Annotated in this window: 19 protein-coding genes and 1 riboswitch; of the genes, 4 read left to right on the top strand and 15 right to left on the bottom strand. The window is 67.8% G+C overall.

Annotated elements, in window-relative coordinates; genetic code table 11:
* Nucleotides 1–2 precede the first annotated feature (2 nt).
* Nucleotides 3–1,430: an adenosylhomocysteinase gene (gene ahcY / locus ACSQ9A_RS04775; RefSeq protein WP_093109511.1), complete on the bottom strand. Its 1,428-nt coding sequence runs from the start codon at nt 1,428–1,430 to the stop codon at nt 3–5.
* 64 nt (nt 1,431–1,494) lie between these two features.
* Nucleotides 1,495–1,562: riboswitch (S-adenosyl-L-homocysteine riboswitch) on the bottom strand.
* 100 nt (nt 1,563–1,662) lie between these two features.
* Between ahcY and ACSQ9A_RS04770 the strand changes: the two genes are divergently transcribed.
* From ACSQ9A_RS04770 to ACSQ9A_RS04760, 3 genes are all read left to right on the top strand, one after another.
* Nucleotides 1,663–2,280, top strand: coding sequence for a hypothetical protein (locus ACSQ9A_RS04770; RefSeq protein ID WP_093109510.1), 618 nt, complete (start codon nt 1,663–1,665; stop codon nt 2,278–2,280).
* A 69-nt stretch (nt 2,281–2,349) separates the two neighbouring features.
* Nucleotides 2,350–3,978: a peptide chain release factor 3 gene (locus ACSQ9A_RS04765; protein WP_436302861.1), complete on the top strand. Its 1,629-nt coding sequence runs from the start codon at nt 2,350–2,352 to the stop codon at nt 3,976–3,978.
* On the top strand, nt 3,978–4,766 hold the full coding sequence (locus ACSQ9A_RS04760; protein WP_436293785.1) for an HAD-IIB family hydrolase: 789 nt from the start codon (nt 3,978–3,980) through the stop codon (nt 4,764–4,766). Before ACSQ9A_RS04765 ends, ACSQ9A_RS04760 begins: the two co-directional genes overlap by 1 nt.
* Before the next feature lie 6 nt (nt 4,767–4,772).
* On the opposite strand, the gene trxC is transcribed toward ACSQ9A_RS04760, so the two are convergent.
* The 4 genes from trxC to uvrA form a co-directional block, all read right to left on the bottom strand.
* Entirely contained in the window at nt 4,773–5,210 is a 438-nt protein-coding gene (gene trxC / locus ACSQ9A_RS04755; protein ID WP_436302860.1) for a thioredoxin TrxC, read from the bottom strand.
* Between the two features lie 7 nt (nt 5,211–5,217).
* Entirely contained in the window at nt 5,218–6,174 is a 957-nt protein-coding gene (locus ACSQ9A_RS04750; protein WP_436302859.1) for a tripartite tricarboxylate transporter substrate binding protein, read from the bottom strand.
* 104 nt (nt 6,175–6,278) lie between these two features.
* A complete protein-coding gene (locus ACSQ9A_RS04745; protein ID WP_436293787.1) occupies nt 6,279–7,325 on the bottom strand; it encodes a histone deacetylase family protein in 1,047 nt (348 codons plus the stop codon).
* The gene (uvrA, locus tag ACSQ9A_RS04740) at nt 7,325–13,231 is read right to left on the bottom strand and encodes an excinuclease ABC subunit UvrA (RefSeq protein ID WP_436302858.1); all 5,907 of its coding nucleotides are present in this window, start codon (nt 13,229–13,231) and stop codon (nt 7,325–7,327) included. Before uvrA ends, ACSQ9A_RS04745 begins: the two co-directional genes overlap by 1 nt.
* A 170-nt stretch (nt 13,232–13,401) precedes the next feature.
* Here uvrA and ACSQ9A_RS04735 point away from each other — a divergent pair, with 170 nt between their 5' ends.
* Nucleotides 13,402–14,514 (top strand): ABC transporter substrate-binding protein, encoded by a 1,113-nt coding sequence (locus ACSQ9A_RS04735; RefSeq protein ID WP_436302857.1) that lies wholly within the window; start codon nt 13,402–13,404, stop codon nt 14,512–14,514.
* 6 nt (nt 14,515–14,520) lie between these two features.
* Here ACSQ9A_RS04735 and ACSQ9A_RS04730 read toward each other — a convergent pair whose 3' ends face one another.
* The 10 genes from ACSQ9A_RS04730 to ACSQ9A_RS04685 all read right to left on the bottom strand — a co-directional run bounded on the left by ACSQ9A_RS04730 (nt 14,521) and on the right by ACSQ9A_RS04685 (nt 23,510).
* On the bottom strand, nt 14,521–14,679 hold the full coding sequence (locus ACSQ9A_RS04730; protein WP_170855687.1) for a hypothetical protein: 159 nt from the start codon (nt 14,677–14,679) through the stop codon (nt 14,521–14,523).
* A gap of 91 nt (nt 14,680–14,770) precedes the next feature.
* On the bottom strand, nt 14,771–16,465 hold the full coding sequence (locus ACSQ9A_RS04725) for an MFS transporter (protein ID WP_093109503.1): 1,695 nt from the start codon (nt 16,463–16,465) through the stop codon (nt 14,771–14,773).
* 145 nt (nt 16,466–16,610) lie between these two features.
* Nucleotides 16,611–17,252, bottom strand: coding sequence for a 2-hydroxychromene-2-carboxylate isomerase (locus tag ACSQ9A_RS04720; RefSeq protein ID WP_436302856.1), 642 nt, complete (start codon nt 17,250–17,252; stop codon nt 16,611–16,613).
* Complete coding sequence (locus tag ACSQ9A_RS04715; RefSeq protein ID WP_436302855.1) at nt 17,249–17,446, bottom strand: DUF1289 domain-containing protein; 198 nt, start codon at nt 17,444–17,446, stop codon at nt 17,249–17,251. Before ACSQ9A_RS04715 ends, ACSQ9A_RS04720 begins: the two co-directional genes overlap by 4 nt.
* 5 nt (nt 17,447–17,451) lie before the next feature.
* On the bottom strand, nt 17,452–17,940 hold the full coding sequence (locus ACSQ9A_RS04710; protein WP_093109502.1) for a YbaK/EbsC family protein: 489 nt from the start codon (nt 17,938–17,940) through the stop codon (nt 17,452–17,454).
* Nucleotides 17,940–18,860 (bottom strand): hydroxymethylglutaryl-CoA lyase, encoded by a 921-nt coding sequence (locus ACSQ9A_RS04705; RefSeq protein ID WP_436293793.1) that lies wholly within the window; start codon nt 18,858–18,860, stop codon nt 17,940–17,942. Before ACSQ9A_RS04705 ends, ACSQ9A_RS04710 begins: the two co-directional genes overlap by 1 nt.
* A gap of 21 nt (nt 18,861–18,881) precedes the next feature.
* Nucleotides 18,882–19,811 carry a 2-hydroxyacid dehydrogenase gene (locus tag ACSQ9A_RS04700; RefSeq protein ID WP_093109500.1) on the bottom strand — a complete coding sequence of 310 codons (930 nt, stop codon included), beginning with the start codon at nt 19,809–19,811 and terminating at the stop codon, nt 18,882–18,884.
* A gap of 128 nt (nt 19,812–19,939) precedes the next feature.
* Complete coding sequence (locus ACSQ9A_RS04695) at nt 19,940–21,934, bottom strand: acetyl/propionyl/methylcrotonyl-CoA carboxylase subunit alpha (protein WP_436302854.1); 1,995 nt, start codon at nt 21,932–21,934, stop codon at nt 19,940–19,942.
* A 110-nt stretch (nt 21,935–22,044) separates the two neighbouring features.
* Nucleotides 22,045–22,716 (bottom strand): DUF4126 domain-containing protein, encoded by a 672-nt coding sequence (locus ACSQ9A_RS04690; protein ID WP_093109498.1) that lies wholly within the window; start codon nt 22,714–22,716, stop codon nt 22,045–22,047.
* 2 nt (nt 22,717–22,718) lie between these two features.
* Nucleotides 22,719–23,510, bottom strand: a complete 792-nt coding sequence (locus ACSQ9A_RS04685) for an enoyl-CoA hydratase/isomerase family protein (RefSeq protein ID WP_436302853.1) — start codon at nt 23,508–23,510, stop codon at nt 22,719–22,721.
* Nucleotides 23,511–23,608: the final 98 nt, after the last annotated feature.

The raw sequence follows: 23,608 nt of genomic DNA, 5'->3' as shown, positions 1-23,608 counted from the left end.
GCTCAATAGCGGTAGGTGTCCGGCTTGTAAGGGCCGTTCTTGTTCACGCCGATGTAGGCGGCCTGTTCGTCGGTCAGCTCGGTCAGCATCGCGCCGACCTTCTTCAGGTGCAGGCGCGCCACCTTCTCGTCGAGGTGCTTGGGCAGCACGTAGACCTTGCCGGCCTGGTAGGCATCGGGCTTGGTGAAGAGCTCGATCTGGGCGATGGTCTGGTTGGCGAAGGACGAGGACATCACGAAGCTCGGATGGCCCGTGCCGCAGCCCAGGTTCACGAGGCGGCCCTTGGCCAGCAGAATGATCTTCTTGCCGTCCGGGAAGGTGATGTGGTCGACCTGCGGCTTGATCTCTTCCCACTCGTACTTCTCGAGCGAGGCGACGGCGATCTCGTTGTCGAAGTGGCCGATGTTGCAGACGATCGCCTGGTCCTTCATCGCGGCCATGTGCTCGTGGCGGATCACGTCGCGGTTGCCGGTGGTGGTCACGAAGATGTCGGCCTTGTCGGCGGCGTACTCCATGGTGACGACCTTGTAGCCTTCCATCGCGGCCTGCAGCGCGTTGATCGGGTCGATCTCGGTCACCCAAACCTGGGCGCTCAGCGCGCGCAGGGCCTGGGCCGAGCCCTTGCCCACGTCGCCGTAGCCGGCCACGCAGGCGACCTTGCCGGCGATCATCACGTCGGTGGCGCGCTTGATGCCGTCCACCAGCGATTCGCGGCAGCCGTAGAGGTTGTCGAACTTGCTCTTGGTCACCGAGTCGTTCACGTTGATGGCGCGGAACAGCAGCGTGCCCTTGGCGCTCATCTCGTTCAGGCGGTGCACGCCGGTGGTGGTCTCTTCGGTTACGCCGATGATCTCGGCCGACTTGCGCGTGTACCAGGTCGCGTCGACGGCCAGCTTGGCCTTGATCGCCGCGTAGAGGATGCGCTCCTCGTCGCTGGTCGGGTTGGCCAGCACGCTCTGGTCCTTCTCGGCCTTCTGGCCCAGGTGCATCAAGAGCGTGGCGTCGCCGCCGTCGTCAAGAATCATGTTCGGGCCTTCGCCGGCCGAGCCCTTGGGACCGAAGTCGAAGATGCGGTGGGTGTAGTCCCAGTAATCTTCGAGCGACTCGCCCTTGATCGCGAACACCGGCGTGTTGGTGGCCGCGATGGCGGCGGCGGCATGGTCTTGCGTCGAGAAGATGTTGCACGAGGCCCAGCGCACGGTGGCGCCCAGCGCCTGCAGGGTTTCGATCAGCACTGCGGTCTGGATCGTCATGTGCAGTGAGCCGGTGATGCGTGCGCCCTTCAGGGGCTGGCTCTTGGCGAATTCTTCGCGGATGGCCATCAGGCCGGGCATTTCGGTTTCCGCGATGCGGATTTCCTTGCGGCCCCAGGCGGCAAGGGAGATATCGGCGATGGCCTGGTCGGCGGTGGACTTGAGAACGGCGCTCATGTGGACTCCAAAACAAGTTTGAATGATGCCGCTGTGTTCGGGGGACGAGACTCACCGCGAGAACAGCGGGTGAGCGTGGTTGCGAAGGGGTCCGAGCCTCACGCCTGGCGGCGCTGCAACGCTCCTCGGAAGCGGCATTTTAGCGCGTGCCGCTTTTCCGTCGCCAGCGGCGATTTGCGGATCGGCCTAGACTGCAACGCCCCCCAACCGCCGCCCTCGCGGCCCCACCATCATGTTCAAAGTCAAGCTCTTTGCTGCATCGTTCGTGATTGCCTTGTCCGCCGCGGCGGCGGCGCAGGAAACCGTGCGCGTGCGCGGCGTCATCGCGCGTGCCGATGCGAATTCGCTGACCGTGAAGGACCGCAGCGGCGAAACCGTCACGATGGTGCGCCCTGCCGACATGAACGTCTCAGAAGTCATTCCGCTCACGCTGGCCGACATCAAGCCGGGCAGCTTCGTCGGCGCCGGCGCCGTGCCGCAACCCGACGGCACGCAGCGCGCCGTGGAAGTGCTTGTGTTTCCGGAGGCCGCGCGCGGGACCGGCGAAGGCTTTCGCCCCTGGGACCTGATGCCCCAGAGCACGATGACCAACGCCACCGTGGCGCAGCTCGAAGCGGCGCCGTCCTCAGCGCCGGGCGGCCACAAGCTGCTGCTCAAGTACAAGGACGGCGAGCAGACCGTCATCGTGCCGCGCGGCACGCCGGTCGTGACCTTCAAGCCGGGCAATGCGGACCAGGCGGCCCTGGTGGTGCCGGGCGCCAAGGTGGTGATCACCGCGCAGGTGAAGGAAGGCAAGCCCACCGCGCTGCGCATGCTGGTCGGGCGCAATGGCTTCACGCCGCCGATGTGACGGCTCGTTAAAATTGCGGGCTTTGCCGCCAGCAGCCCGCGCCCGTGAGCGCGCTCCGCGTTCACCCCCATGACCTTCGCCTCCGAAACCCGCCGCCGCCGCACCTTCGCGATCATTTCCCACCCCGACGCCGGCAAGACCACGCTGACCGAGAAGCTGCTGCTGTTCTCCGGCGCGATCCAGATCGCCGGTTCGGTGAAGGCGCGCAAGGCCTCGCGCCACGCCACCTCCGACTGGATGGAGATCGAGAAGCAGCGCGGCATCTCGGTGGCCAGCTCGGTGATGCAGATGCTCTACCGCGAGCACGTGATCAACCTGCTCGATACGCCGGGCCACAAGGACTTCTCCGAAGACACCTACCGCGTGCTGACCGCGGTCGACTCGGCCCTGATGGTGATCGACGCGGCCAACGGCGTCGAAGCGCAGACGCGCCGCCTGATCGAGGTCTGCCGCCAGCGCGACACGCCCATCATCACCTTCGTCAACAAGATGGACCGCGAGGTGCGCGAGCCGCTGGAGCTGCTCGACGAGATCGAGCGCGAACTCGGCATGCCCTGCGTGCCGATGACCTGGCCGGTGGGCCAGGGCAAGAGCTTCGGCGGCATCGTGAACCTGCGCACGCAGGCGATGACGGTGTTCGAGTCGGGCAGCGAGCGGCTGCCGCAGGACTTCGAAGCCATGCCGCTGGCCGAGCGCGAAGCGCTGCAGAAGCGCTTCGGTCACGAGTTCGACACCGCCATGGAGAGCATGGAGCTCGCCACCGGCGCCTCGCCCACCTGGGACCGCGTGGCCTTCCTCGCCGGCAAGCAGACGCCGGTGTTCTTCGGCTCCGGCGTCAACAACTTCGGCGTGATGGAAGTGCTCGACGCGCTGGTCGACCTCGCGCCGCCGCCGCAGCCGCGCACCAGCACCACGCTGGTCAACCGGCAGCCGGTGGTCAAGGAGATCCAGCCAGAAGATAAGGACTTCGCCGGCGTCGTTTTCAAGGTGCAGGCCAACATGGACGCCAATCACCGCGACCGCATCGCCTTCGTGCGCATGGCCTCGGGCAAGTACACGCCGGGCATGAAGCTCAAGGTGCAGCGCACCGCGAAGGAGCTGCGCCCCACCAGCGTCGTGACCTTCATGAGCCAGCGCCGCGAGGCGGTGGAAGAGGCCTATGCGGGCGACATCGTCGGCTTCACCACCCACGGGGGCGTGCAGTTGGGCGACACCATCACCGACGGCGCCTCGCTGCAGTTCACCGGCCTGCCCTTCTTCGCGCCCGAGCTCTTCATGACCGTGATTCTCAAGAACCCGCTGCGCACCAAGCAGCTGCAGCAGGGCCTGGCCCAGCTCGGCGAGGAAGGCGCGATCCAGGTGTTCCGGCCCGAGGTCGGCGGGCCGATGCTGCTGGGCGCCGTGGGGCAGCTGCAGTTCGAAGTGGTGCAGCATCGCCTGAAGACCGAATACGACGCCGACGTGCGGCTGGAAGGCTGCCAATACACCGGCGCGCGCTGGATCACGGCCGACACGCCGGCCGAGCTGCGAGCCTTCACCGACGCCTACCCGGCGCGCATGGCACTCGACGCAGCGAACACGCTGGCTTACCTCTGCACCTCACCCTACGACGTGCGGCTGGCGCAGGAGCGCTTCCCGAAGATCCATTTCCATCCGCTGCGCGAGCATGCGGGGCTTGCACTTCAAACGGCCGGTTGATGCTCCCACTGAGCGCATGGCCCACTGAAGATCGCCAGCAAATCGCAGGCGTCCTTACCGACATCGACGACACGCTGACCACCGAGGGCGCCATCACGTCCGATGCGCTGCAGGCGCTGCACGACCTGAAGGCGGCTGGCCTGCCGGTGATCGCGATCACCGGCCGTTCCGTGGGCTGGAGCGAGCCCTTCGCGCCGGTCTGGCCGGTCGATGCGATCGTTGCAGAGAACGGCGCGGTGGCGCTCGCGGCTTCACCGTCGGGTGCGCTCGACAAACGCTACCGCCAGGATGCCGCGACGCGCAGCGCCAACTTCGCACGCATGCAGCAGGCCCTGGCGCGCGTCGAGCGCGAAGTGTCGGGCGCCAGGCGCGCCACCGACTCGCCGGGCCGCGAGACCGACATCGCAATCGACCACAGCGAATTCGCGCACCTGGGCGAAGCGCAGATCGCGCAGGCAGTGCAGATCATGCGCGCCGAAGGCATGAACGCGACGGTGAGCTCGATCCACATCAACGGCTGGTTCGGCGACCACAACAAGTGGGTCGGCGCCTGCTGGATCGTGCGCGAGCTCTTCGGCCGCGACCTGGGGGCCGAGCTCGATCGCTGGGTCTACGTGGGCGACTCGACCAACGACGTGCTGATGTTCGAGCGCTTCCCGCACAGCGTGGGCGTGGCCAACATCCGCCGCTTCGAGCCGCAGCTGACGACGCTGCCGCGCTACATCAGCGCCGGCGAGCGCGGCGCCGGTTTCGCGCAAGTGGCGGCCGCGCTGCTCGACAGCCGCTGAAGCGGCCTAGCGACGCTGCGCCTGCGCCCAGCGGACGATGTCGGCGCTACCCATCGCGCCCGCCTGCCGCGCAATCTCGCGCCCGCCGCTGAACAGCGCCAAGGTGGGAATGCTTCGGATGCCGAAGCGCGCGCCCAGCGCCGGCACAGCTTCGGTGTCGACCTTGGCCAGGCGGAACTGCGGCTCGAGCCGGGCGGCGGCCTGCTCGAAGGCGGGTGCCATCTGGATGCAGGGGCCGCACCACGGCGCCCAGAAATCGACCAGCACCGGGATCTCGTTGCGGCCGAGATGGCGGTCGAAGGCGGCTTCGTCCAACGCCGTGGAGTGGCCAACGAACAGCGGCCGGTGGCAGTTGCCGCAGTCGGGCGCGCTCCCCAGCTGCGCACTGCGCACGCGGTTGGTCGTGTGGCAATGCGGGCAGACGACGTGCAGCGATTCGGTCACGGGGCGCTCACTGCGGCTTGGCGAGCCCCAGCTTCTCGATCAGCGCCTTCTCGCGCGTGAAGGTGGTCTGGGCGAACTTCGTGTAGTCGGCCGAGCTCATGTAGATGGGCAGCATGTCGTAGCGGCCCAGCGATGCGACGTAGCTGGGCTCTTCCATCGCCTGCTTGAAGGCGTCGTGCAGCTTCTTCACCACCTCGGGCGGCGTACTCTTGGGCGCACCGATGCCGAAGGGCGAGTTCTGCACGATGTCCAGGCCCAGCTCCTTCAGCGTCGGCGCATCGGGGAACTTGGCCAGTCGCTTTTCGCCCCAGGTGTTGAGCACGCGCAGTTTGCCTGCCTCCACCTGCGGCGCGAAGCCGGTGCTGTCGGCCGCAGCCATCAGCTGGCCGCTGAGCACGGCGAGCATCAGGTCGGCGCTGCCCTTGTAGGGCACGTGCTGCAGCTCGATGCCGGCCTTCTGCGCGATCAGCTCGGTCGTGAGGTGGGGGCTGGTCAGGTTGCCGGTCGAGCCATAGGTCAGCCTGCCGGGATTGGCCTTGGCATAGGCGACGAAGTCCTTCCATGTCTTGAACGGACTGTCGGCCGGTACGACGATGCCGAAGGCGTAGCCGGTGACGTTGATGACGTAGCTGATGTCCTTGACCGGGTCCCAGTTGATCTTGGTCGTGTAGGGCAGGCGGAACACGCCGAGCGGGATCTGGGCGATGGTGTAGCCGTCGGCAGGCGAGGTCTGCAGCGCCTGCGCGGGCAGCGTGCCGCCGGCGCCGGGCTTGTTCTCGACCACGACCTGCTGGCCGATGATCTTCGAGGCGTTCTCAGCCAGCTGCCGCATCGTGATGTCGGTCGGGCCGCCCGCGGGGAAGGCAATCACCAGCTTGATGGGCCTGCTCGGGAAGGCCTGCGCATGGGCGGCGGTGGCCGCGAAGCCGAGCAGGGCGAGGCACAAGAGAGAACGACGAAACATGAGGCGGGCTCCGGATTGCAGGGGCAGCCATTTGGCAGCGCGCGCCTCGCGAGGGCAATCGGGTTTCACCCCGGGGCGCGTCGCGCAGGCGTCAGCGCCGCCGTTCAGCCGGCGCGCTGCATGAAGCCGTCGAGCACATTGACCGCGTTGGTACCGACCTCGGCGACCGCATAGCCGCCCTCGAACACGAACACGGTCGGCAGGCCGGCGTGCGCCAAGTCTTCGCCGATGCGCAGGTAGTCGGGCGTGGCGAGCTTGAAGCCGGCGATCGGATCGCCCTCGAAGGTATCGAGCCCGAGCGACACGACCAGCGCGCCCGCCCGGAAGTCCACGATGCCGCGCAGCGCGCTCTGCAGCGCCTCGCGCCAGCGCGCGAAGCCGGTGCCGCGCGCAAGCGGCAGGTTGCGGTTGAAACCCAGCCCCGCGCCCACGCCCTCTTCGTCGGCATAGCCCAGGTAGTAGGGGTACTCGGTGTGCGGGTCGCCGTGGATGCTGGTGAACTGCACGTCGGCGCGCTCGTAGAAGATGGCTTGCGTGCCGTTGCCGTGGTGGTAGTCGATGTCCAGCACCGCGACCCGTTCGACGCCGGCGTCGCGCAGCGCCTGCGCCGCGATCGCCGCGTTGTTGAGGAAGCAGTAGCCGCCGAAGAAGTCGGCGCCCGCGTGATGGCCCGGCGGACGCGTGAGCGCGAAGGCGGCGCGCTCGCCGCGCAGCACATGCGCCGCGGCGGAGAGCGCACAGCCAGCACCGGCCCGCGCCGCCGTCCAGGTGCCTGCAGTGAGCGGCGAGCCCGAGTCGTACGAGAACAAGCCCAGGCGCGCCGGGAAGCTCGCCGGCAGCACGTCGGAGCGAAAGGTACGGATCGGCCAGTACGACGGCAGCGCATCGCGGGCCGCATTGGCAGGATCTAGCGCGACCCATTCGTCCCAGGCGCCTGCAAGGAATTCGAGATAGCGCGGCGCATGGACGCGCGCGATGGCCGCGTCATCGAACTCGGCAGGGCCTTCGATCGGGCCGAGCCCACGCTCCTTCAGTTCCCGCAGCACGTAGTCCGCACGCGCCGGCACCTCGAAGCAAGGCACCAGCTCGCCGCGGAACATCTCCACCTTGCCGTGGTGCAGCACGTGCTGGTCGTTGTAGACGGTGAGCATCAGGCTTCCTTGCGCGCCCGGACCGGCACGGCCGGCTGCACCGGCACAGGTGGCACAGGCAGCTTCAGCACTTCATGCCGGCCGGCCCCGCGCGCCAGCACCGGCGCCAGCGCCACGCCGGTGTGCGTACGCAGCTTCACCACCTCCTCGGGCGGCGCCGCGGCGACCACGCGCCCGCCACCGTTGCCGCCTTCGGGGCCGAGGTCGATCAGCCAGTCGGCCTCGGCGATCACGTCGAGGTCGTGCTCGATCACCACCACGCTGTGGCCACCGTTCACCAGCCGATGCAGCACGTGGATCAGCTTCTCGACATCGGCCATGTGCAGGCCGACGGTCGGCTCGTCGAGCACGTAGAGCGTGTGCGGCGCCTTGTTGCCGCGGCGCGTGACATCGTCGCGCACCTTGCTGAGCTCCGTCACGAGCTTGATGCGCTGGGCCTCGCCGCCGGAAAGCGTCGGCGAAGGCTGGCCCAGCGTGAGGTAGCCGAGCCCCACGTCCTTGAGCAGCTGCAGCGGATGGCTGATGTTGGGCATAGCGGCGAAGAACTCGACCGCCTCGTCGACCTCCATCTGCAGCACATCGCCGATGCTCTTGCCGCGCCAGCTCACGGCCAGTGTCTCGGGATTGAAGCGCGCGCCGTGGCAGACCTCGCAAGGCACCTTGACGTCGGGCAGGAAGCTCATCTCGATGGTGCGCACGCCGGCGCCATCGCAGCCAGGGCAGCGGCCTTCTCCGGTGTTGAAGCTGAAGCGCGCTGGCCCGTAGCCGCGCGCCTTGGCCTCCAGCGTGTCGGCGAAGAGCTTGCGGATGGTGTCCCAGAAGCCGATGTAGGTGGCCGGGCAGCTGCGCGGCGTCTTGCCGATCGGCGTCTGGTCGACCTCCAGCACGCGGTCGATGGTCTCGTAGCCCTCGACGCCCTTGCAGCCCGCCCAGGCCGGGCGCCTGCCTGCGGAGTCGGCATCGCGGCCGGCCTTGGTCATGCGCTGGACCACGACCGCGTACACGTTGGCCAGCAGCACGTCGCGCGCCAGCGTCGACTTGCCGGAGCCGCTGACGCCCGTCACCGCGACCAGCCGATGCAGCGGCAGCGAGACCGTGACTTCCTGCAGGTTGTGCAGGTCGGCGCCGCGCACGCTGAGCCAGCCGGGCGCGCCGGGCTCGGGCGCCGGCACCGGACGGCGCGGCTGCAGCGGATGCTTGATCGCATCGCGCAGATAACGCCCGGTCTGCGAATCGCCCGCGCGCTCGAGGTCGGCGACCGAGCCCTCGGCGACCAGCCGGCCGCCGCGCTTGCCGGCGCTGGGGCCGATGTCGATGATGTGGTCGGCGCGGCGGATGGTGTCTTCGTCGTGCTCCACCACCACCAGCGTGTTGCCCTTGTCGCCCAGCTTGTGCAGCGCGTCCAGCAGGATCTGGTTGTCGCGCGCGTGCAGGCCGATGGTGGGCTCGTCGAGCACGTAGCACACGCCCTGCAGATTGCTGCCGAGCTGCGCCGCGAGGCGGATGCGCTGCGCCTCGCCGCCGGAAAGCGTCGGCGCGCCGCGGTCGAGCGTGAGGTAGCCGAGGCCCACCTCTTCGAGGAATTCAAGGCGGCTCTTGATCTCCGGCACCAGGTCGCGCGCGATTTCCGCCTGGCGACCGGTCAATGCCAGTTGCTCGAACCAGATGCGGATGTCGGTGACGCTCATGCGCGCGAGCTGGGTGATGCCGATACCGCCCTCACCCCAGCCCTCTCCCGCAAGCGGGAGAGGGCGCAGTGCGGGCTTCGGCTCCCTCTCCCCGCTGGGGAGAGGGTTGGGGTGAGGGGCACGCCCGCCGCCAAACAATACCGCCCGCGCCGTCGCATTCAGCCGCGTCCCCTCGCAAGTCGGGCACACCACGTCGCCCACGTCCTCGGCCTCGGGCTCCGCAAAGGTCTGCTCGCGCCCCTTCTGGTCGTCGGCCATCACCGAGTCGTCGTAGACCTTGCGCTGTTCCTTGGTGAGCTTGACGCCGGTGCCCACGCAGTCGGGGCACCAGCCGTGCTTGCTGTTGTAGGAGAAGAGGCGTGGATCGAGCTCCGCATAGCTGGTGCTGCAGACCGGACAGGCGCGCAGCGTGGAGAACACGTGCGTGCGGCCGATGCCGCCGGTCGGCGCGTTGGCCATCATGGCGCCGCGCAGGCCGGTGAGATCGCTCAGCACCTGCACCACGCCCTTGCCGTGTTCGAGCGCCTTGGCCAGCGCCTGGCGCAGTGCGGTCTCTTCCGAAGGCAGCACATCGAGGCTGGCCACCGGCAGCTCGATGCTGTGCTCCTTGAAGCGGTCGATGCGAGGAAAACCGGTGGTGGGCAGGAACTCGCCGTCCACCCGCAGGTGCGTGTAGCCGCGCGGGCGCGCCCAGTCGGCCAGCTCGGTGTAGACGCCCTTGCGGTTGCTCACCAGCGGCGCCAGCAGGCCGATGTGCTGGCCCTTGAAGTTCTTGAGCAGTTGCGCCGCTATGCTGTCGGGCGTCTGCGGCTGGACCGCGGCGCCGTCGTGGATGCAGTGCTGGATGCCGAGCTTGACGTAGAGCAGGCGCAGGAAGTGCCAGACCTCGGTGGTGGTGCCCACGGTGCTCTTGCGGCCGCCGCGCGAGAGGCGCTGCTCGATCGCGACCGTCGGCGGAATGCCGTAGACCGCATCCACCTCCGGCCGGCCGGCCGGCTGCACGATGCTGCGCGCATAGGCGTTGAGCGATTCGAGGTACCGGCGCTGGCCCTCGTTGAAGAGGATGTCGAAAGCCAACGTGGACTTGCCCGAGCCGCTGACGCCGGTGACCACGCTGAACTTGCCGCGCGGGATGTCGACCGACAGGTTCTTGAGGTTGTGCTCGCGCGCGTTGACGATCTGGACCGCGTCGCGGCCGGACGCCGGCTTCGCGCGCGCCGCATAAGAGCGCGCCGCCCGCTCCGCCACCTTGTAGGCGCCGGGACCGACGGCCAGGTCGTAGTCGACCAGCGCGGCGCCGGTGAACGAGGCGCGGTTCTCGCGCACCTGCTCGGGCGTGCCGACTGCCACCACCTGGCCGCCGCCCTCGCCGCCCTCGGGGCCGAGGTCGATCAGCCAGTCGCTGGCGCGGATGACGTCGAGGTTGTGCTCAATCACCACCAGCGAATGGCCGGCGTCGAGCAGCTTGCGCAGCGCGCGCATCAGGCGCGCGATGTCGTCGAAGTGCAGGCCGGTGGTCGGCTCGTCGAACAGGAACAGCGTGCCCTTGCGCGCCAGCGGCTGCTTGCTGGCGCTGCCGTTCTTGGCCGCCTCGGCGAGGAAGCCGGCGAGCTTGAGGCGCTGGGCTTCGCCGCCGCTGAGCGTGGGCACGGGCTGGCCGAGCTTGACGTAGTCCAGGCCCACGTCGGCGATCGGCTGCAGCACGCGCAGCACCTCGCGGTCGTTCGTGAAGATGGCGGCGGCCTCGGCCACCGTGAGCTCGAGCACGTCGGCCACGTTGAAGCTGCGCTCCGCGCGCTCGATCCTCACCTCCAGGATCTCGGGCCGGTAGCGCTTGCCGTCGCAGTCGGGGCAGCGCAGGTAGACGTCGGAGAGGAACTGCATCTCCACGTGCTCGAAGCCCGAGCCGCCGCAGGTCGGGCAGCGCCCGTCGCCGCTGTTGAAGCTGAACTTCGATGCGGTGTAGCCGCGCTGGCGCGAGAGCGCCGCGGTGGCAAAGATCTCGCGGATCGCGTCCCAGGCGCCGACGTAGCTCGCGGGATTGGAGCGCGCCGTCTTGCCGATCGGCGACTGGTCGACGAAGACCACGTCGCTCAAATGATCGGCGCCGAGCATGCGGTCGTGCGCGCCGGGCGATTCGGTCGCCTTGCCGAAGTGGCGCATCAGCGCGGGCGCCAGCACGTCCTGGATCAGGGTCGACTTGCCCGAGCCGCTGACGCCGGTGATGCAGACCAGCCGCGAGAGCGGCAGCTCGACCGTGATGTTCTGCAGGTTGTGCTCGCGCACGCCTTCGAGGATGAGGCGCGGCGTGTTCTCGCTCACCATGCGGCGGAAGCCCATGCCGATCTGCTTGCGCCCGCCGAGGTACTGGCCGGTCAGCGTCTCGGCGTCGCGCAGGGCGTCGGTGCTGCCGTCGAACACGATCTGCCCGCCGCGCACGCCGGGGCCGGGGCCCATGTCGATCACGCGGTCGGCGGCCAGCATCACGGCCGGGTCGTGCTCCACCACCACCAGCGTGTTGCCGGCGTCGCGCAGGCGCAGCATGGCCTCGGTGATGCGGTTCATGTCGCGCGGATGCAGGCCGATGCTGGGCTCGTCGAGCACGAACAGCGTGTTGACCAGCGAGGTGCCGAGCGCGGTCGTGAGGTTGATGCGCTGCACCTCGCCGCCGCTGAGCGTGCGGCTCTGGCGGTCGAGCGTGAGGTAGCCGATGCCGACGTCGTGCAGGTAGCGCAGCCGCGTGGTGATTTCTTCGAAGAGCAGCTTGAGCGCTTGCACGTCGCCGTCGCTGACGGTGCTGCTGTTGCCATGGCTCTCGATGCCGTCGAACAGGCGCCGCAGCCGCTCGATCGGCAGCAGCATCAGGTCATGCAGGCACAACCCCGGCAGCGCCTCCAGCTGCTCGCGCGACCACTTCACGCCGACCGGCATGAAGCGCTTCGAGGGTTCGAGCACCGCGTCGGCATCTTCCTTCGTGCCGATACGCCACAACAGGCTATCGAGCTTGAGACGCGCGCCCGCGCAAGTCGGGCACGGCGTATAGCTGCGGTACTTGGACAAGAGCACGCGGATGTGCATCTTGTAGGCCTTGCTCTCCAGGTAGCCGAAGAAGCGGCGCACGCCATACCACTGCTGGTTCCACTTGCCCTTCCAGTTCGGCGAGCCCTCGATCACCCAGGCCTGCTGCTCGGGCGTGAGCTTGTTCCACGGCGTGTCGCGCGGAATGCCGGCCGCCTCGGCATGGCGCATCAGGTCGTCCTGCGCTTCCTTCCAGGCCGGCGTCTGGATGGTCTTGATGGCGCCGGCGCGCAGCGTGAGCTTGTCGTTCGGAATCACGAGGCCGAGGTCGACGCCGATCACGCGGCCGAAGCCGCGGCACATCTCGCAGGCGCCCACGGCCGAGTTGAAGGAGAACATCGACGGGATCGGGTCGCCGTAGCGGATGTCGCTTTCGGGGCAGTGCAGGCCGGTCGAGAATTTCCAGATCTCCGGCGCCGCACCTTCGTCTGCGGACAGCGCGTAGACCGTGAGCCGCCCGCTGCCGCGCTTGAGCGCGACCTCGATCGCCTCGATCACCCGCGCTCTTTCCGCGCCGGCCATGCGGAAGCGATCGGCCACCACGTCCAGCACCTTGCGCGGCCCGGTCGGCGTGGCGATCTCGCGCTCGCTCTGCACGCGCGTGAAGCCGCTGGCCGACAGCCACTGCGTGACCTCATCGGCCGTGGTGCCGGCCGGCAGTTCGACCGGGAAGGTCAGCACCACGCGCGGATCGCCGGCCGCGGCCGCGCGCGAAGCAAGCTCGGCATAGATGGTGTCAGGCGAGTCGTGGCGCACCGGCAGCGCGGTCTCGCGGTCGAACAGCTGGGCTGCGCGCGCGAACAGCAGCTTGAGGTGATCGTTGAGCTCGGTCATCGTGCCGACGGTCGAGCGCGAAGAACGCACGGGGTTCGTCTGATCGATCGCGATGGCGGGCGGCACGCCCTCCACCTTGTCGACCGCCGGCTTGTCCATGCGGTCGAGAAACTGCCGTGCATAGGCCGAGAAGGTCTCGACATAGCGGCGCTGGCCCTCGGCATAGAGCGTGTCGAACACCAGGCTCGATTTGCCCGAACCGCTCGGGCCGGTGACCACCGTCATCTCGCCGGTGCGAATGTCGAGGTCGAGGTTTTGGAGATTGTGCTGGCGTGCACCGCGAATCCGGATGGAGCCCTGTGTCATGAGTGCCTTGGGGGTGGGGCAGACATTCTAGGAAGCCGGCGCGGGCTTCGTGCAAAGCTGCACATGGCCGGTCGAGAGGCAGGGGTTTTCCCGAATAAGGGCTAAGCGACATTTGGTAACAAATAGTGCCCTTGCCTTTCTCCGCTCCCACTCCTCTCTAAGGATCCTCCATGAACAAGATGCGCGTGCTTTGCACAGCCGTCGTGCTGGCGCTCGGCACCATGAGCGCTTCGGCGCAGATCCTGATCGGCCAGACGGCCGGCATGACGGGCTCGGTCGCCGCCAGCGTCAACGAGACGATCGCCGGCGCGCAGCTGGTGATCGATGCGGCCAATGCTCAGGGCGGCATCGGCGGCGAAAAGATCGAGGTGCTGCGCATGGACGACGGCTTCGACGTCAAGCGGGCGAGCGAGAACGCACGCGTGCTGATCGAGGAAAAGAAGGTGGTGGCGCTGTTCATGAGCCGCGGCACGCCGCATTCGCAGGCCATCATCCCGTGGCTCGACAAGAACGACGTGGCACTGATCGGCCCCTCCACCGGCGCCATGGTGCTGCACAAGCCGGTGCAGAAGCACGTGTTCAACGTGCGCTCGACCTACCAGCGCGAGGCAGAGAAGGCCGTGGCGCACCTGCTCACCATCGGCGTGAGCCGGATTGCGGTGGTGCATGTGACCGACTCCTTCGGCCAGGACGCGCTCGAAGGTGCCATGAACGGCTTCAACAAGGCCAAGGCGACGCCGGCCGCGACGGTGACGGCCGACCGCGACAAGCCCGACTACGCGGCCATCGTGCCGAAGATCACGGCCGCCAATGCGCAGGCCGTGGTGTGGATCGGCTCCGGCACCGCGGTGGTCGAAGGCGTCAAGGCGCTGCGCGCGGCGGGCTCGGCGGCCCAGGTCGTCACGCTGTCCAACAACGCCTCATCGGGCTTCATCAAGCAACTTGGCGAAGCGAGCCGCGGCGTGATCGTGGCGCAGGTGTTCCCCAACGAACGCTCGATCGGCCATCCGATGGTCAAGGAAGCGCTGGCGCTGGCGCGCGCCAAGGGGCAGAACGAGCTTTCGCCGGCCGCCCTGGAAGGCTTCGCCTCGGCCAAGGTGCTGGTCGAGGCGCTGCGCCGCGCCGGCCCGAAGCCGACCCGCGCCAAGGTGCTCGCCGCGCTGGAGAGCATCCGCAACCTCGACCTGGGCGGCGGCCTCGAGGTGAGCTACTCGCCGCAGGACCACTCGGGGATCGATTTCGCCGATCTGTCCATCATCAGCGACGGAAAGTTCAAACGCTGAAGCCGCTTACTTCGGCGCGCTGGCCGCCGGCGCGGCCGGCTCCGGCGCATGCATCGTGTCGCCGCCGTGCTTCTCACCCGACATGTCGACCTTGTCCCCCGCTTGCATGATCACGAACAGGGCAATGGCGGCGAAGATGACGAAGCCGACGGCGAGTTTCCACATGGGTTGAGTCTCCTGAATGTTCAAGAAAAGGGCCTCGTGCCGTTCCGGCGCGAAGCCCCTTTGTTGAACAGAGGGCCGGAGCCCTCCGATTTCAGTCGTTGGCGTAGATGTCGACGTCTTTCGTCTCGCGGATGAAGAGCGTGCCGATGACCAGGGTCATGGCGGCAATCACGATCGGATACCACAAGCCGTTGAACATGTTGCCGGTGCTGGCCACGATCGCGAAGGAGATGGGCGGCAGCAGACCGCCGAACCAGCCGTTGCCGATGTGGTACGGCAGGCTCATCGAGGTGTAGCGAATGCGTGTCGGGAACAGTTCCACCAGCATGGCGGCGATCGGGCCGTAGACCATCGTGACCAGGATCACGAGGTAGGTCAGGATGGCGACGATCACCACCTTGTTCATCTTGGCGGGGTCGGCCTTGGACGGGTAGCCCGCGGCCTTCAGGTCATCGCCGATGCTCTTCTTGAACGCTGCGATGCTCTTGGTGGAGGCCTCGTCGAACTTCGAGCTCACCACGGTGCCGGTCGGCGCTTCGACGGTCTTGTCGCCGATCTTGACGATCGCCTTCGAGCCCGGCGCACCTGCGACGTTCTCGTAGCTCACCGAGTTCTGCGCCAGGTAGCGCTTGGCAATGTCGCACGAGCTTCTGAAGTCGATTTCGCGCGCGACCGGATTGCCCTGGAAGGAGCAGGTCGCGGGATCGGCGGTCACCGTCACGGCAGCGGTCGCCTGCGCCCTGGCCAGGTCCGGGTTGGCCGCTTCGGCCAGCATCTTGAAGACCGGGAAGTAGGTGACGACGGCCAGCAGGCAGCCGGCCATGATGATGGGCTTGCGGCCGATCTTGTCGGACAGCGTGCCGAACACCACGAAGAAGGGCGTGCCGATCAGGAGCGATGCGGCAATCATCAGGTTGGCCGTGATGCCGTCCACCTTGAGCTGCTGCGTCAGGAAGAAGAGCGCATAGAACTGGCCCGAGTACCAGACCACGGCCTGGCCGGCGGTGAGGCCGACGAGTGCCAGGATCACGATCTTGAGGTTCTTCCACTGCCCGAAGGATTCGGTCAGCGGCGCCTTCGAGGTCTTGCCCTCGGCCTTCATCTTCTGGAAGGCCGGCGACTCGGAGAGCGAGAGCCGGATCCACACCGAGATGGCCAGCAGCGCGATCGAGACCAGGAACGGAATGCGCCAGCCCCAGTCGCTGAAGGCCTGTTCGCCGATCCAGGTGCGCACACCGAGGATGACCAGCAAGCTCAGGAACAGGCCCAGCGTGGCCGTGGTCTGGATCCACGAGGTGTAGGCGCCGCGCTTGCCGTGCGGCGAGTGCTCGGCCACGTAGGTGGCAGCACCGCCGTACTCGCCGCCGAGCGCGAGGCCTTGCAGCATGCGCAGCGCAATCAGGATCACCGGCGCCGCGACGCCGATGGTCGCGTAGCTGGGCAGCAGGCCGACGATGAAGGTCGACAAGCCCATGATCAGGATGGTCACCAGGAAGGTGTACTTGCGCCCGATCATGTCGCCGAGACGGCCGAACACGATGGCGCCGAAGGGCCGCACCAGGAAGCCCGCCGCGAAGGCCAAGAGCGCGAAGATGAAGGCCGCGCCCGCATCCAGGCCGCTGAAGAACTGCTTGGCGATGATCGCCGCGAGCGAACCGTAGAGATAGAAGTCGTACCACTCGAACACGGTGCCGAGCGAAGAGGCGAAGATGACTTTCTTCTCCTCCGAGGACATGGGCCGGGGTACGGGCATCGGCCTTCCCCGTGAATCAAGTGTGGCTGCCATTTGGTCGTCTCCTAGGAATTCGGCCCACGGCGTGGGACCTAGGGCGATTCTTGGGGCGGCGACTGACCCAGGGCTTTCGCCAAACTGAATCGATGCTGACGGTTTAAGGTGAAACCCGAAGCGTACGTTTCAGCTTGTAAGAAACTCAGCGATTGCGGCGCAGCAGCGAAGGCCTTTGGTCGGCACCGTCCCACTGCGGGCCTGCGAACCAGGCATCGCCGGCGAGGTAGGCGCGCAGCATCGCGAGGCCGTCGAAGCCCCAGAACAGGCGCCCGTCGACCGCGTAAGCCGGCACGCCGAACACGCCGCTTGCCACGGCTTCGTCGGTGTTGGTCTTGAGCTGGGCCTTGACTTCGTCGCCTGCGCCGTCGCGCACCTGCTTCAAGCGCGCGGCGAGCGCGGCCAAACGCGTGGCATCGCTCGCTTCGCCGCCGCCCTGCCAGACGTCACGGAAGATGGTTTCGGCCACATGGCGGTTGATGTCGCCGTCCGGCGTGGTGGCCAGCGCGAGGCGCAGATGCGGCAGCGGGTTGTAGGGGTGCGAAGCCGGCATCTCGATCGCGATGCCGTTCGCTTGACCCAGCCACAGCACATGGCGGTAGGTCCAGGCCCGCTTGGCGGGGACCTCGGCCGGGCCGAGCTGGCCATGGTGCTTGAGCAGCGCGCCGAGCAGCACCGGCCGGTAGGCCACGCTGTAGCTCAGCCCCTCGAGCGCCCGCGGCAGATGCTCGAAGGCCAGGTAGGCGTAGGGCGAGATGAAGTCGAGATGGAAAGTGATGTGCTTCATGGGCATTCCGCTTCGTCGGGGTGGGCCGCCTTGCGCTCTTCGATGCGCAGCCAGACGGCCTCTTTGGCCGCGTCGTCCATGCGGCTCCAGCCCGCGATCTCGTCGAGCGTACGGAAGCAGCCCTCGCACAGCCCGCTCTGTGCATTCATGCGGCACACCGAGGTGCAAGGCGATGGAACGGCTTGCGCGGACATCGAGCTCACACCACGTCCGCGACCGGTGCGCCGGTCAACCCTTCGAGATCGTGCGGGCGCAGCCGCACCACCGCATGCGGATGGCCGGCCGCGGCCCAGACGTCCTCGAAGCGGAACAGCTCGCGGTCGATCAGCATGACCGGCGGCATGGCATGCGCGAAGGGCGAGACGCCGCCGATCGAGAAGCCTGTTGTGCTCTTGACGAAATCGGCGTCGGCACGGCCCAGCTTGCCGACCAGTGCCTCCACCTTCTTCTCGTCCACGCGCTTGTCGCCCGAGGTCACGACCAGCACCGCCGTGTCGTCGCTCTTGCGGCGGAACACGATGCTCTTGGCGATCTGCCCCACTGCGATGCCCAGCGCATCGGCCGCCTGCTGCGCCGTGCGGCAGGCATCGTCGAGCATCTGCGGCGCGTGGGGATGGCCCCTGTCCTGCAGCAGGCGCGCGACGCGCTGGACGCCGTCTGGAAGCGAAGTCAGTTCAGCGCCGCACATCAATTGGCCCTCTTGATGCGGATGGCCTTCGACACCCGCGAGTTCGGCTCGCGCCCCAGCGCCTCGTTGATGTAGACGCCGGCATCGATCAGCAGATCGAGTTCGATGCCGGTCGCGATATCCATGCCGTGCAGCATGTAGACCACATCCTCGGTCGCGACATTGCCGGTCGCGCCCTTGGCAAAAGGACAGCCGCCGAGCCCGCCCACCGAGGTATCGAACTGCCACACGCCCATCTCCAGGCTCGCGAGCGTGTTGGAGAGCGCCTGGCCGTAGGTGTCGTGGTAGTGGCCGGAGACATCGTCCACGCCGTAGTGCTTCAGCGTCGCCTCGAGCGCGCGCTGCACCTTCACCGGCGTGCCGACGCCGATGGTGTCGGCCACGCCGACGTGCTGCACGCCGATGTTCTTCATGAGCCCGGCCAGCATGTCGACGCGCGAGGGCGCAATCTCGCCCTCGTAGGGGCAGCCCACCGTGCACGACATCGCGCCGCGCACGTAGATGCCCTTCTCGCGCGCCGCCTCGACGACGGGCCGGAAGCGCTCGATGCTCTCGGCGATCGAGCAGTTGATGTTCTTCTGGCTGAAGGCTTCGCTGGCGGCGCCGAAGACCACGATCTCGTCGGGCCATTCCTCGCGCGGCGCCGCGATCGCGGCCTCGAAGCCCTTCATGTTCGGCGTCAGCACCGAGTAGCGCACGCCCGGCTTGCGGCGGAGGCCGTGCATGACTTCGGCGTTGTCGGCCATCTGCGGCACCCACTTGGGACTCACGAAGCTGGTGACCTCGATCTCCTTCAGGCCGGCGTCCTGAAGGCGGTGCACCAGGCCGATCTTGATCTCGGCCGATACCGGCTGCTTTTCGTTCTGCAGGCCGTCGCGCGGACCGACGTCGACGATCTTGACTTTGGATGGAAGTTTCATGCTTGCCTCTCGTGGAGCGAATCAGTATCCGCGCTCACGCCCGACCACGCCCGCAATGGGCTCTCCCTTCTCGACCGCCCGGATCTTGTCGGCGATCTGGGCGATCGAGGCCTCGCGCACGGTGCGCGCGGAACCGTGCGGCGTCACCGTGATCTTCGGATGGCGCCAGAAGGGATGCTCGGTGGGAAGCGGCTCGACCTCGAACACGTCGAGCGTGGCGCCGGCCAGCTGGCCGCTGTCGAGCAGCGGTATCAGGTCGGACTCCACCAGGTGCGCGCCGCGCGCCACGTTGATCAAGTAGCCGCCCGGCCCGCCGCCGTTCAGGCGCGACAGGTTCTCGCGGTTCAGGATGCCGCGCGTCGCCTCCGTCAGCGGCAGCAGGTTGACCAGCACGCGGCTCGCGCCCAGGAAGGCGTTGAACTCCGCCTCGCCGGCAAAACAGCGCAGGCCCTCGATGGCCTTGGGCGAACGGCTCCAGCCGTTGACCGGGAACTCGAACTGCGCAACAGCCTTCGCGACGCGCTCGCCCAGTACGCCGAGCCCCATCACGCCGACCGCGAAGTCCTCGCGCTCGCGCGGCTTGCGGAAACTCCAGCGGCCTTCGCGCGCGTCGGCCTCGTAGATGTCGAACTCGCGGAAATGCCGGATCAGCGCATGGCAGACGTACTCGGCCATCTGCACCGACATGCCGGCATCGTCGAGCCGCACCACCTGGGCTTCGGGCGGCAGCTTCAGCTTGAGCAGCGCATCGACGCCGGCGCCGATGTTGAAGATGCCGCGCAGCTTCGGCTGCTCGTCGATGAAGGCTTGCGGCGGTGCCCAGACCACGGCGTGGTCGGCTTGTGGCGTGCCCGGGCGCCAGTTCTCCACAACGGCTTCGGGCAGTGCAGCGCGCAGGCCCTCGATCCATGCATCGGGGCGGTTGTCGGTGAGGCAGACGGTGATTCGCATTTGGAGGATTTTCGCTGTTCCGCATTCCATCCCCGTTCGCACTGAGCTTGGCCTGTCCTGAGCTTGTCGAAGGGTCGAAGTGCCGGCCCCGGCTTCGACAGGCTCAACCCGAACGGAGAGGGATTGGCTCAAGCCGCGATCCGCAGCAGCTCGGCACCTTCCGTGACCTGGTCGCCCGGCGCATAGAGCAGCTCCTCCACGGTGCCGTCCGCCGGCGCCGCGATCGTGTGCTCCATCTTCATCGCCTCCATCACCGCCAGCGGCTGGCCGCGGCTGACCTTGTCGCCGGCCTTGACCGCGAAGGACACGACCTTGCCGGGCATCGGCGCGGTGAGCCGGCCACCCTCGGCCTGCACGTCGCCGGCATGGGCCAGGCGGTCGATGGCGACGATCCGCGTGGCGCCGTGCGCTGCGAAGATGTAGGCCGTGTCCTGGTCTTCGTAGACGTCCAGGGTGTGGCGCTGGCCGTTGAACTGGACCTCGAGCTCGCCCGTGGGGAAGCGGCCGATCACCAGCGGACCCGACACCTCGCCGACGCGCAGCATCAGCGCGCCATCGTGCAGGTAGCTCAGCTCGACTGTCTGCGGTTCGCCGCGGAACTCGAAGGCGAAGGGCCGCAGCGCGATGCCGTGCGATTGCCAGCCGTCGCGGCGGCTGAAAGGGTCGGTCGAGGCGCTCGCGCCCTCTTCGAGCAAGGTGTGCGCGATCGATGCCGCGGCCGCCAGCGGCAGGCCCAGCGCCTCCTGGTCGAACAGTACCGCGCGTTCGCGCTCGATCAGCGCGGTGTCGAGCTTCGCGTGGGCAAAGGAGTCGGTGCAGAGGATGCCGCGCAGGAACTGCACATTGGTCGCCACGCCGACGATGTGCGTTTGCGCCAGCGCCGCGTCCAGCCGGGCCAGCGCCTCCTCGCGCGTGGCGCCATGCACGATCAGCTTGGCGATCATCGAGTCGTAGAAAGGCGAGATCAGGCCGCCTTCGCGCACGCCGTCGTCGATGCGAACCCGGCTGCGCTGGAAGGCCGTGGCCTGCGGCTTGCGGTAGACGTGCAGCGTGCCGGTGGCGGGCAGGAAGTTGTTGTCCGGGTTCTCGGCGCAGATGCGCGCCTCGATCGCATGGCCGTGGATCTGCAATTGATCCTGCGCCAGCGGCAGCGCTTCGCCGGAGGCCACACGCAACTGCCATTCGACCAGGTCGAGCCCGGTGATCGCTTCGGTCACCGGATGCTCCACCTGCAGCCGCGTGTTCATCTCCATGAAGAAAAAGTTCATCTCACCATCGCCGCGCTGCTCGACGATGAACTCGACGGTGCCCGCGCCCACGTACTTCACCGCGCGCGCCGCCGCCACCGCCGCCTCGCCCATCTGCTTGCGCATGGCCTCCGTCATGCCCGGCGCCGGCGCCTCTTCCAGCACCTTCTGGTGCCGCCGCTGCACCGAGCAATCGCGCTCGAACAGGTAGACGTAGTTGCCCTGCGTGTCGCCGAACACCTGGATCTCGATGTGGCGCGGCCGCTGCACGTACTTCTCGATCAGCACCGCGTCGTCGCCGAAGCTGTTGATGGCCTCGCGCTGGCACGAAGCCAGTGCGGGCGCGAAGTCGACTGCCCTCTCGACCACGCGCATGCCCTTGCCGCCACCGCCGGCGCTGGCCTTGATCAGCACCGGGTAGCCGATGCGGTCGGCCTCGCGCTGCAGCAGCGCCGGATCCTGGTCGCTGCCGTGGTAGCCGGGCACCAGCGGCACGCCGGCCTTTTCCATCAGTTGCTTGGACTCGGCCTTCAGGCCCATGGCCTTGATGGCCGAGGGCGGCGGGCCGATGAAGACCAGACCGGCATCGGCGCAGGCCTGCGCGAACTCCTCGTTCTCGCTCAGAAAGCCGTAGCCCGGGTGCACCGCCTGCGCGCCGCTGGCCTTGGCGGCTTCGAGGATCTTTTCCCAGCGCAGGTAGCTGTCCTTCGGCGCGCTGCCGCCGAGATGGATGGCCTCGTCGCAGGCGCGCACGTGATTGGCATGGGCGTCGGCGTCCGAGTACACGGCGACCGTGCGGATCGCCATGCGGCGCGCCGTCGCGGCCACGCGGCAGGCGATTTCCCCGCGGTTGGCAATGAGGATCTTCTTAAACATGCTGCGTCTCCGCGGTGAATTCGCCTCCGCACGCTACGCGTGCCATGCGATTTGGCTTCGCCGCTGCGCCGCTTCGCGGCTGGTCCCCGCGGTTGGCAATGAGAATCTTCTTAAACATGAGGAGTGTCTTCCGGGGAATTTTTCTTGAACTGGAATGCGGATACGACGCCAGGATCCGGCCGTCCGCTGAAGATGCGCGCCACGCGTCCGAACAGCGCCTTGAGGAAGCGCCAGCTCTTTCGGATCAGCCACACGCTGAGCACGAGCACGGCGATGAAGAGCACCGCGAACACCAGCGGATGCGCCACGGCCAGCCAAAGGCCGGCCGGCACCATGCTGTCTTCGACCAGCGAGGCGCCGACATTGCTGAAGGGTTCGGGCGAGGTGTTGATGGCGGCGCGCGTGGTGGCCTTGGCCGCATGCGCCGTCGCCGCGAAGCCGCCGCCCAGCAGCGCGGCCACGATCGCCATCACTGCATGGTCGGTGCCGAAGACGCTGGCCGCGAGCGCCGCGCCGGCCGGAATGCGGATGGCCGTGTGCACCATGTCCCACAGCGAATCGAGGCCCGGGATCTTGTCGGCGAAGAACTCGACGAAGACCATGAAGCCGCTGGCCGCAATGACCACCGGATGCGCGAGCAGCTGCAATCCGCCCGGCAGCGGCACCCAGCCGAGGTAGCCGGCCAGTCCGGTCAACAGCACGACCAGGTAGAGCCTAATGCCGCTGGCCCAGCCGATGGCGGCGGCCAGCGCGAGCAGTTGCGGCAGGTCGAGCGAAGTCATTTTTACCCGTCGAGCCAGGAAGGCTTGCGCTTCTGCAGGAAGGCCTGCACGCCCTCGCGGCCTTCCTCGCTGGCACGGATGTCGGCGATCCCTTGCACGGTCTTCGCGATCAACGCGTCGTCGATCTCGCGGCCTGCCACGTCGGCGATCAACTGCTTGCAGGCGCGCACCGCCGCCGGACTGGCGCCGGTGAAGGCCTTCACCAGCTCGGCCACCTTGGCATCGAGCGCGTCGGCTGCCACCACCTCATGCACGAAGCCGATGCGATGCGCTTCGGCCGCGGTGAAGCGCTCCGCCGTGAGGAAGTAACGCTGCGCCGCGCGCGTGCCCATCGCGCGGAGCACATAGGGACTGATGGTCGCTGGAATCAGGCCGATCTTGACTTCGCTCAGGCAGTACCAGGCCGTGTCGACCGACACCGCGACATCGCAGGCGGCGACCAGCCCCATGCCGCCCGCGTAGACGTCGCCCTGCACGCGCGCGATCACCGGCTTCGGGCTCTCATGGATGGTGCGCAGCATCGCGGCCAGACCGCCCGCATCGGCCATGTTCTGCTCGTGCGTGAAGTCGGCCGCGCGGCGCATCCAGTTGAGGTTCGCGCCGGCGCAGAAGGCCGGGCCGTTGGCGCCGAGCACGATCACGCGCACGTCGGCCGCGGCGCTCGCCTGCGAGAAGGCTTCGCCGAGCTCGCGGATGACGACATCGTCGAAGGCATTGCGCAGCTCCGGCCGGTTGAGCCAGATGCGCGCGACGGCGCCTTCGATCTCGAGTTCGAGCGTGGTGAAGTCGGTCATGTCAGTTCCTCAGGCGCATTTGGCGAGCAGGCCGAAGCCCATTCGGGAAACACCGCGGAACCGGCTTTGCCGGGCCGCTGGTGTTGCCCTGCAAGGGG

It is taken from the genome of Variovorax sp. LjRoot290 (genome assembly GCF_964253985.1).
In the GTDB taxonomy this organism is placed as follows: Bacteria; Pseudomonadota; Gammaproteobacteria; order Burkholderiales; family Burkholderiaceae_C; genus Variovorax.
This window is presented reverse-complemented; position numbering and strand designations above follow the sequence as displayed.

Excerpts from the sequence above, each read along its gene's own strand:
- ahcY (WP_093109511.1), bottom strand. The coding sequence starts at position 1,430 with ATGAGCGCCGTTCTCAAGTCCACCGCCGACCAGGCCATCGCCGATATC.
- ACSQ9A_RS04770 (WP_093109510.1), top strand. The coding sequence starts at position 1,663 with ATGTTCAAAGTCAAGCTCTTTGCTGCATCGTTCGTGATTGCCTTGTCC.
- ACSQ9A_RS04765 (WP_436302861.1), top strand. The coding sequence starts at position 2,350 with ATGACCTTCGCCTCCGAAACCCGCCGCCGCCGCACCTTCGCGATCATT.
- ACSQ9A_RS04760 (WP_436293785.1), top strand. The coding sequence starts at position 3,978 with ATGCTCCCACTGAGCGCATGGCCCACTGAAGATCGCCAGCAAATCGCA.
- ACSQ9A_RS04750 (WP_436302859.1), bottom strand. The coding sequence starts at position 6,174 with ATGTTTCGTCGTTCTCTCTTGTGCCTCGCCCTGCTCGGCTTCGCGGCC.
- ACSQ9A_RS04745 (WP_436293787.1), bottom strand. The coding sequence starts at position 7,325 with ATGCTCACCGTCTACAACGACCAGCACGTGCTGCACCACGGCAAGGTG.
- uvrA (WP_436302858.1), bottom strand. The coding sequence starts at position 13,231 with ATGACACAGGGCTCCATCCGGATTCGCGGTGCACGCCAGCACAATCTC.
- ACSQ9A_RS04735 (WP_436302857.1), top strand. The coding sequence starts at position 13,402 with ATGAACAAGATGCGCGTGCTTTGCACAGCCGTCGTGCTGGCGCTCGGC.
- ACSQ9A_RS04730 (WP_170855687.1), bottom strand. The coding sequence starts at position 14,679 with ATGTGGAAACTCGCCGTCGGCTTCGTCATCTTCGCCGCCATTGCCCTG.
- ACSQ9A_RS04725 (WP_093109503.1), bottom strand. The coding sequence starts at position 16,465 with ATGGCAGCCACACTTGATTCACGGGGAAGGCCGATGCCCGTACCCCGG.
- ACSQ9A_RS04720 (WP_436302856.1), bottom strand. The coding sequence starts at position 17,252 with ATGAAGCACATCACTTTCCATCTCGACTTCATCTCGCCCTACGCCTAC.
- ACSQ9A_RS04715 (WP_436302855.1), bottom strand. The coding sequence starts at position 17,446 with ATGTCCGCGCAAGCCGTTCCATCGCCTTGCACCTCGGTGTGCCGCATG.
- ACSQ9A_RS04710 (WP_093109502.1), bottom strand. The coding sequence starts at position 17,940 with ATGTGCGGCGCTGAACTGACTTCGCTTCCAGACGGCGTCCAGCGCGTC.
- ACSQ9A_RS04705 (WP_436293793.1), bottom strand. The coding sequence starts at position 18,860 with ATGAAACTTCCATCCAAAGTCAAGATCGTCGACGTCGGTCCGCGCGAC.
- ACSQ9A_RS04700 (WP_093109500.1), bottom strand. The coding sequence starts at position 19,811 with ATGCGAATCACCGTCTGCCTCACCGACAACCGCCCCGATGCATGGATC.
- ACSQ9A_RS04695 (WP_436302854.1), bottom strand. The coding sequence starts at position 21,934 with ATGTTTAAGAAGATCCTCATTGCCAACCGCGGGGAAATCGCCTGCCGC.
- ACSQ9A_RS04690 (WP_093109498.1), bottom strand. The coding sequence starts at position 22,716 with ATGACTTCGCTCGACCTGCCGCAACTGCTCGCGCTGGCCGCCGCCATC.
- ACSQ9A_RS04685 (WP_436302853.1), bottom strand. The coding sequence starts at position 23,510 with ATGACCGACTTCACCACGCTCGAACTCGAGATCGAAGGCGCCGTCGCG.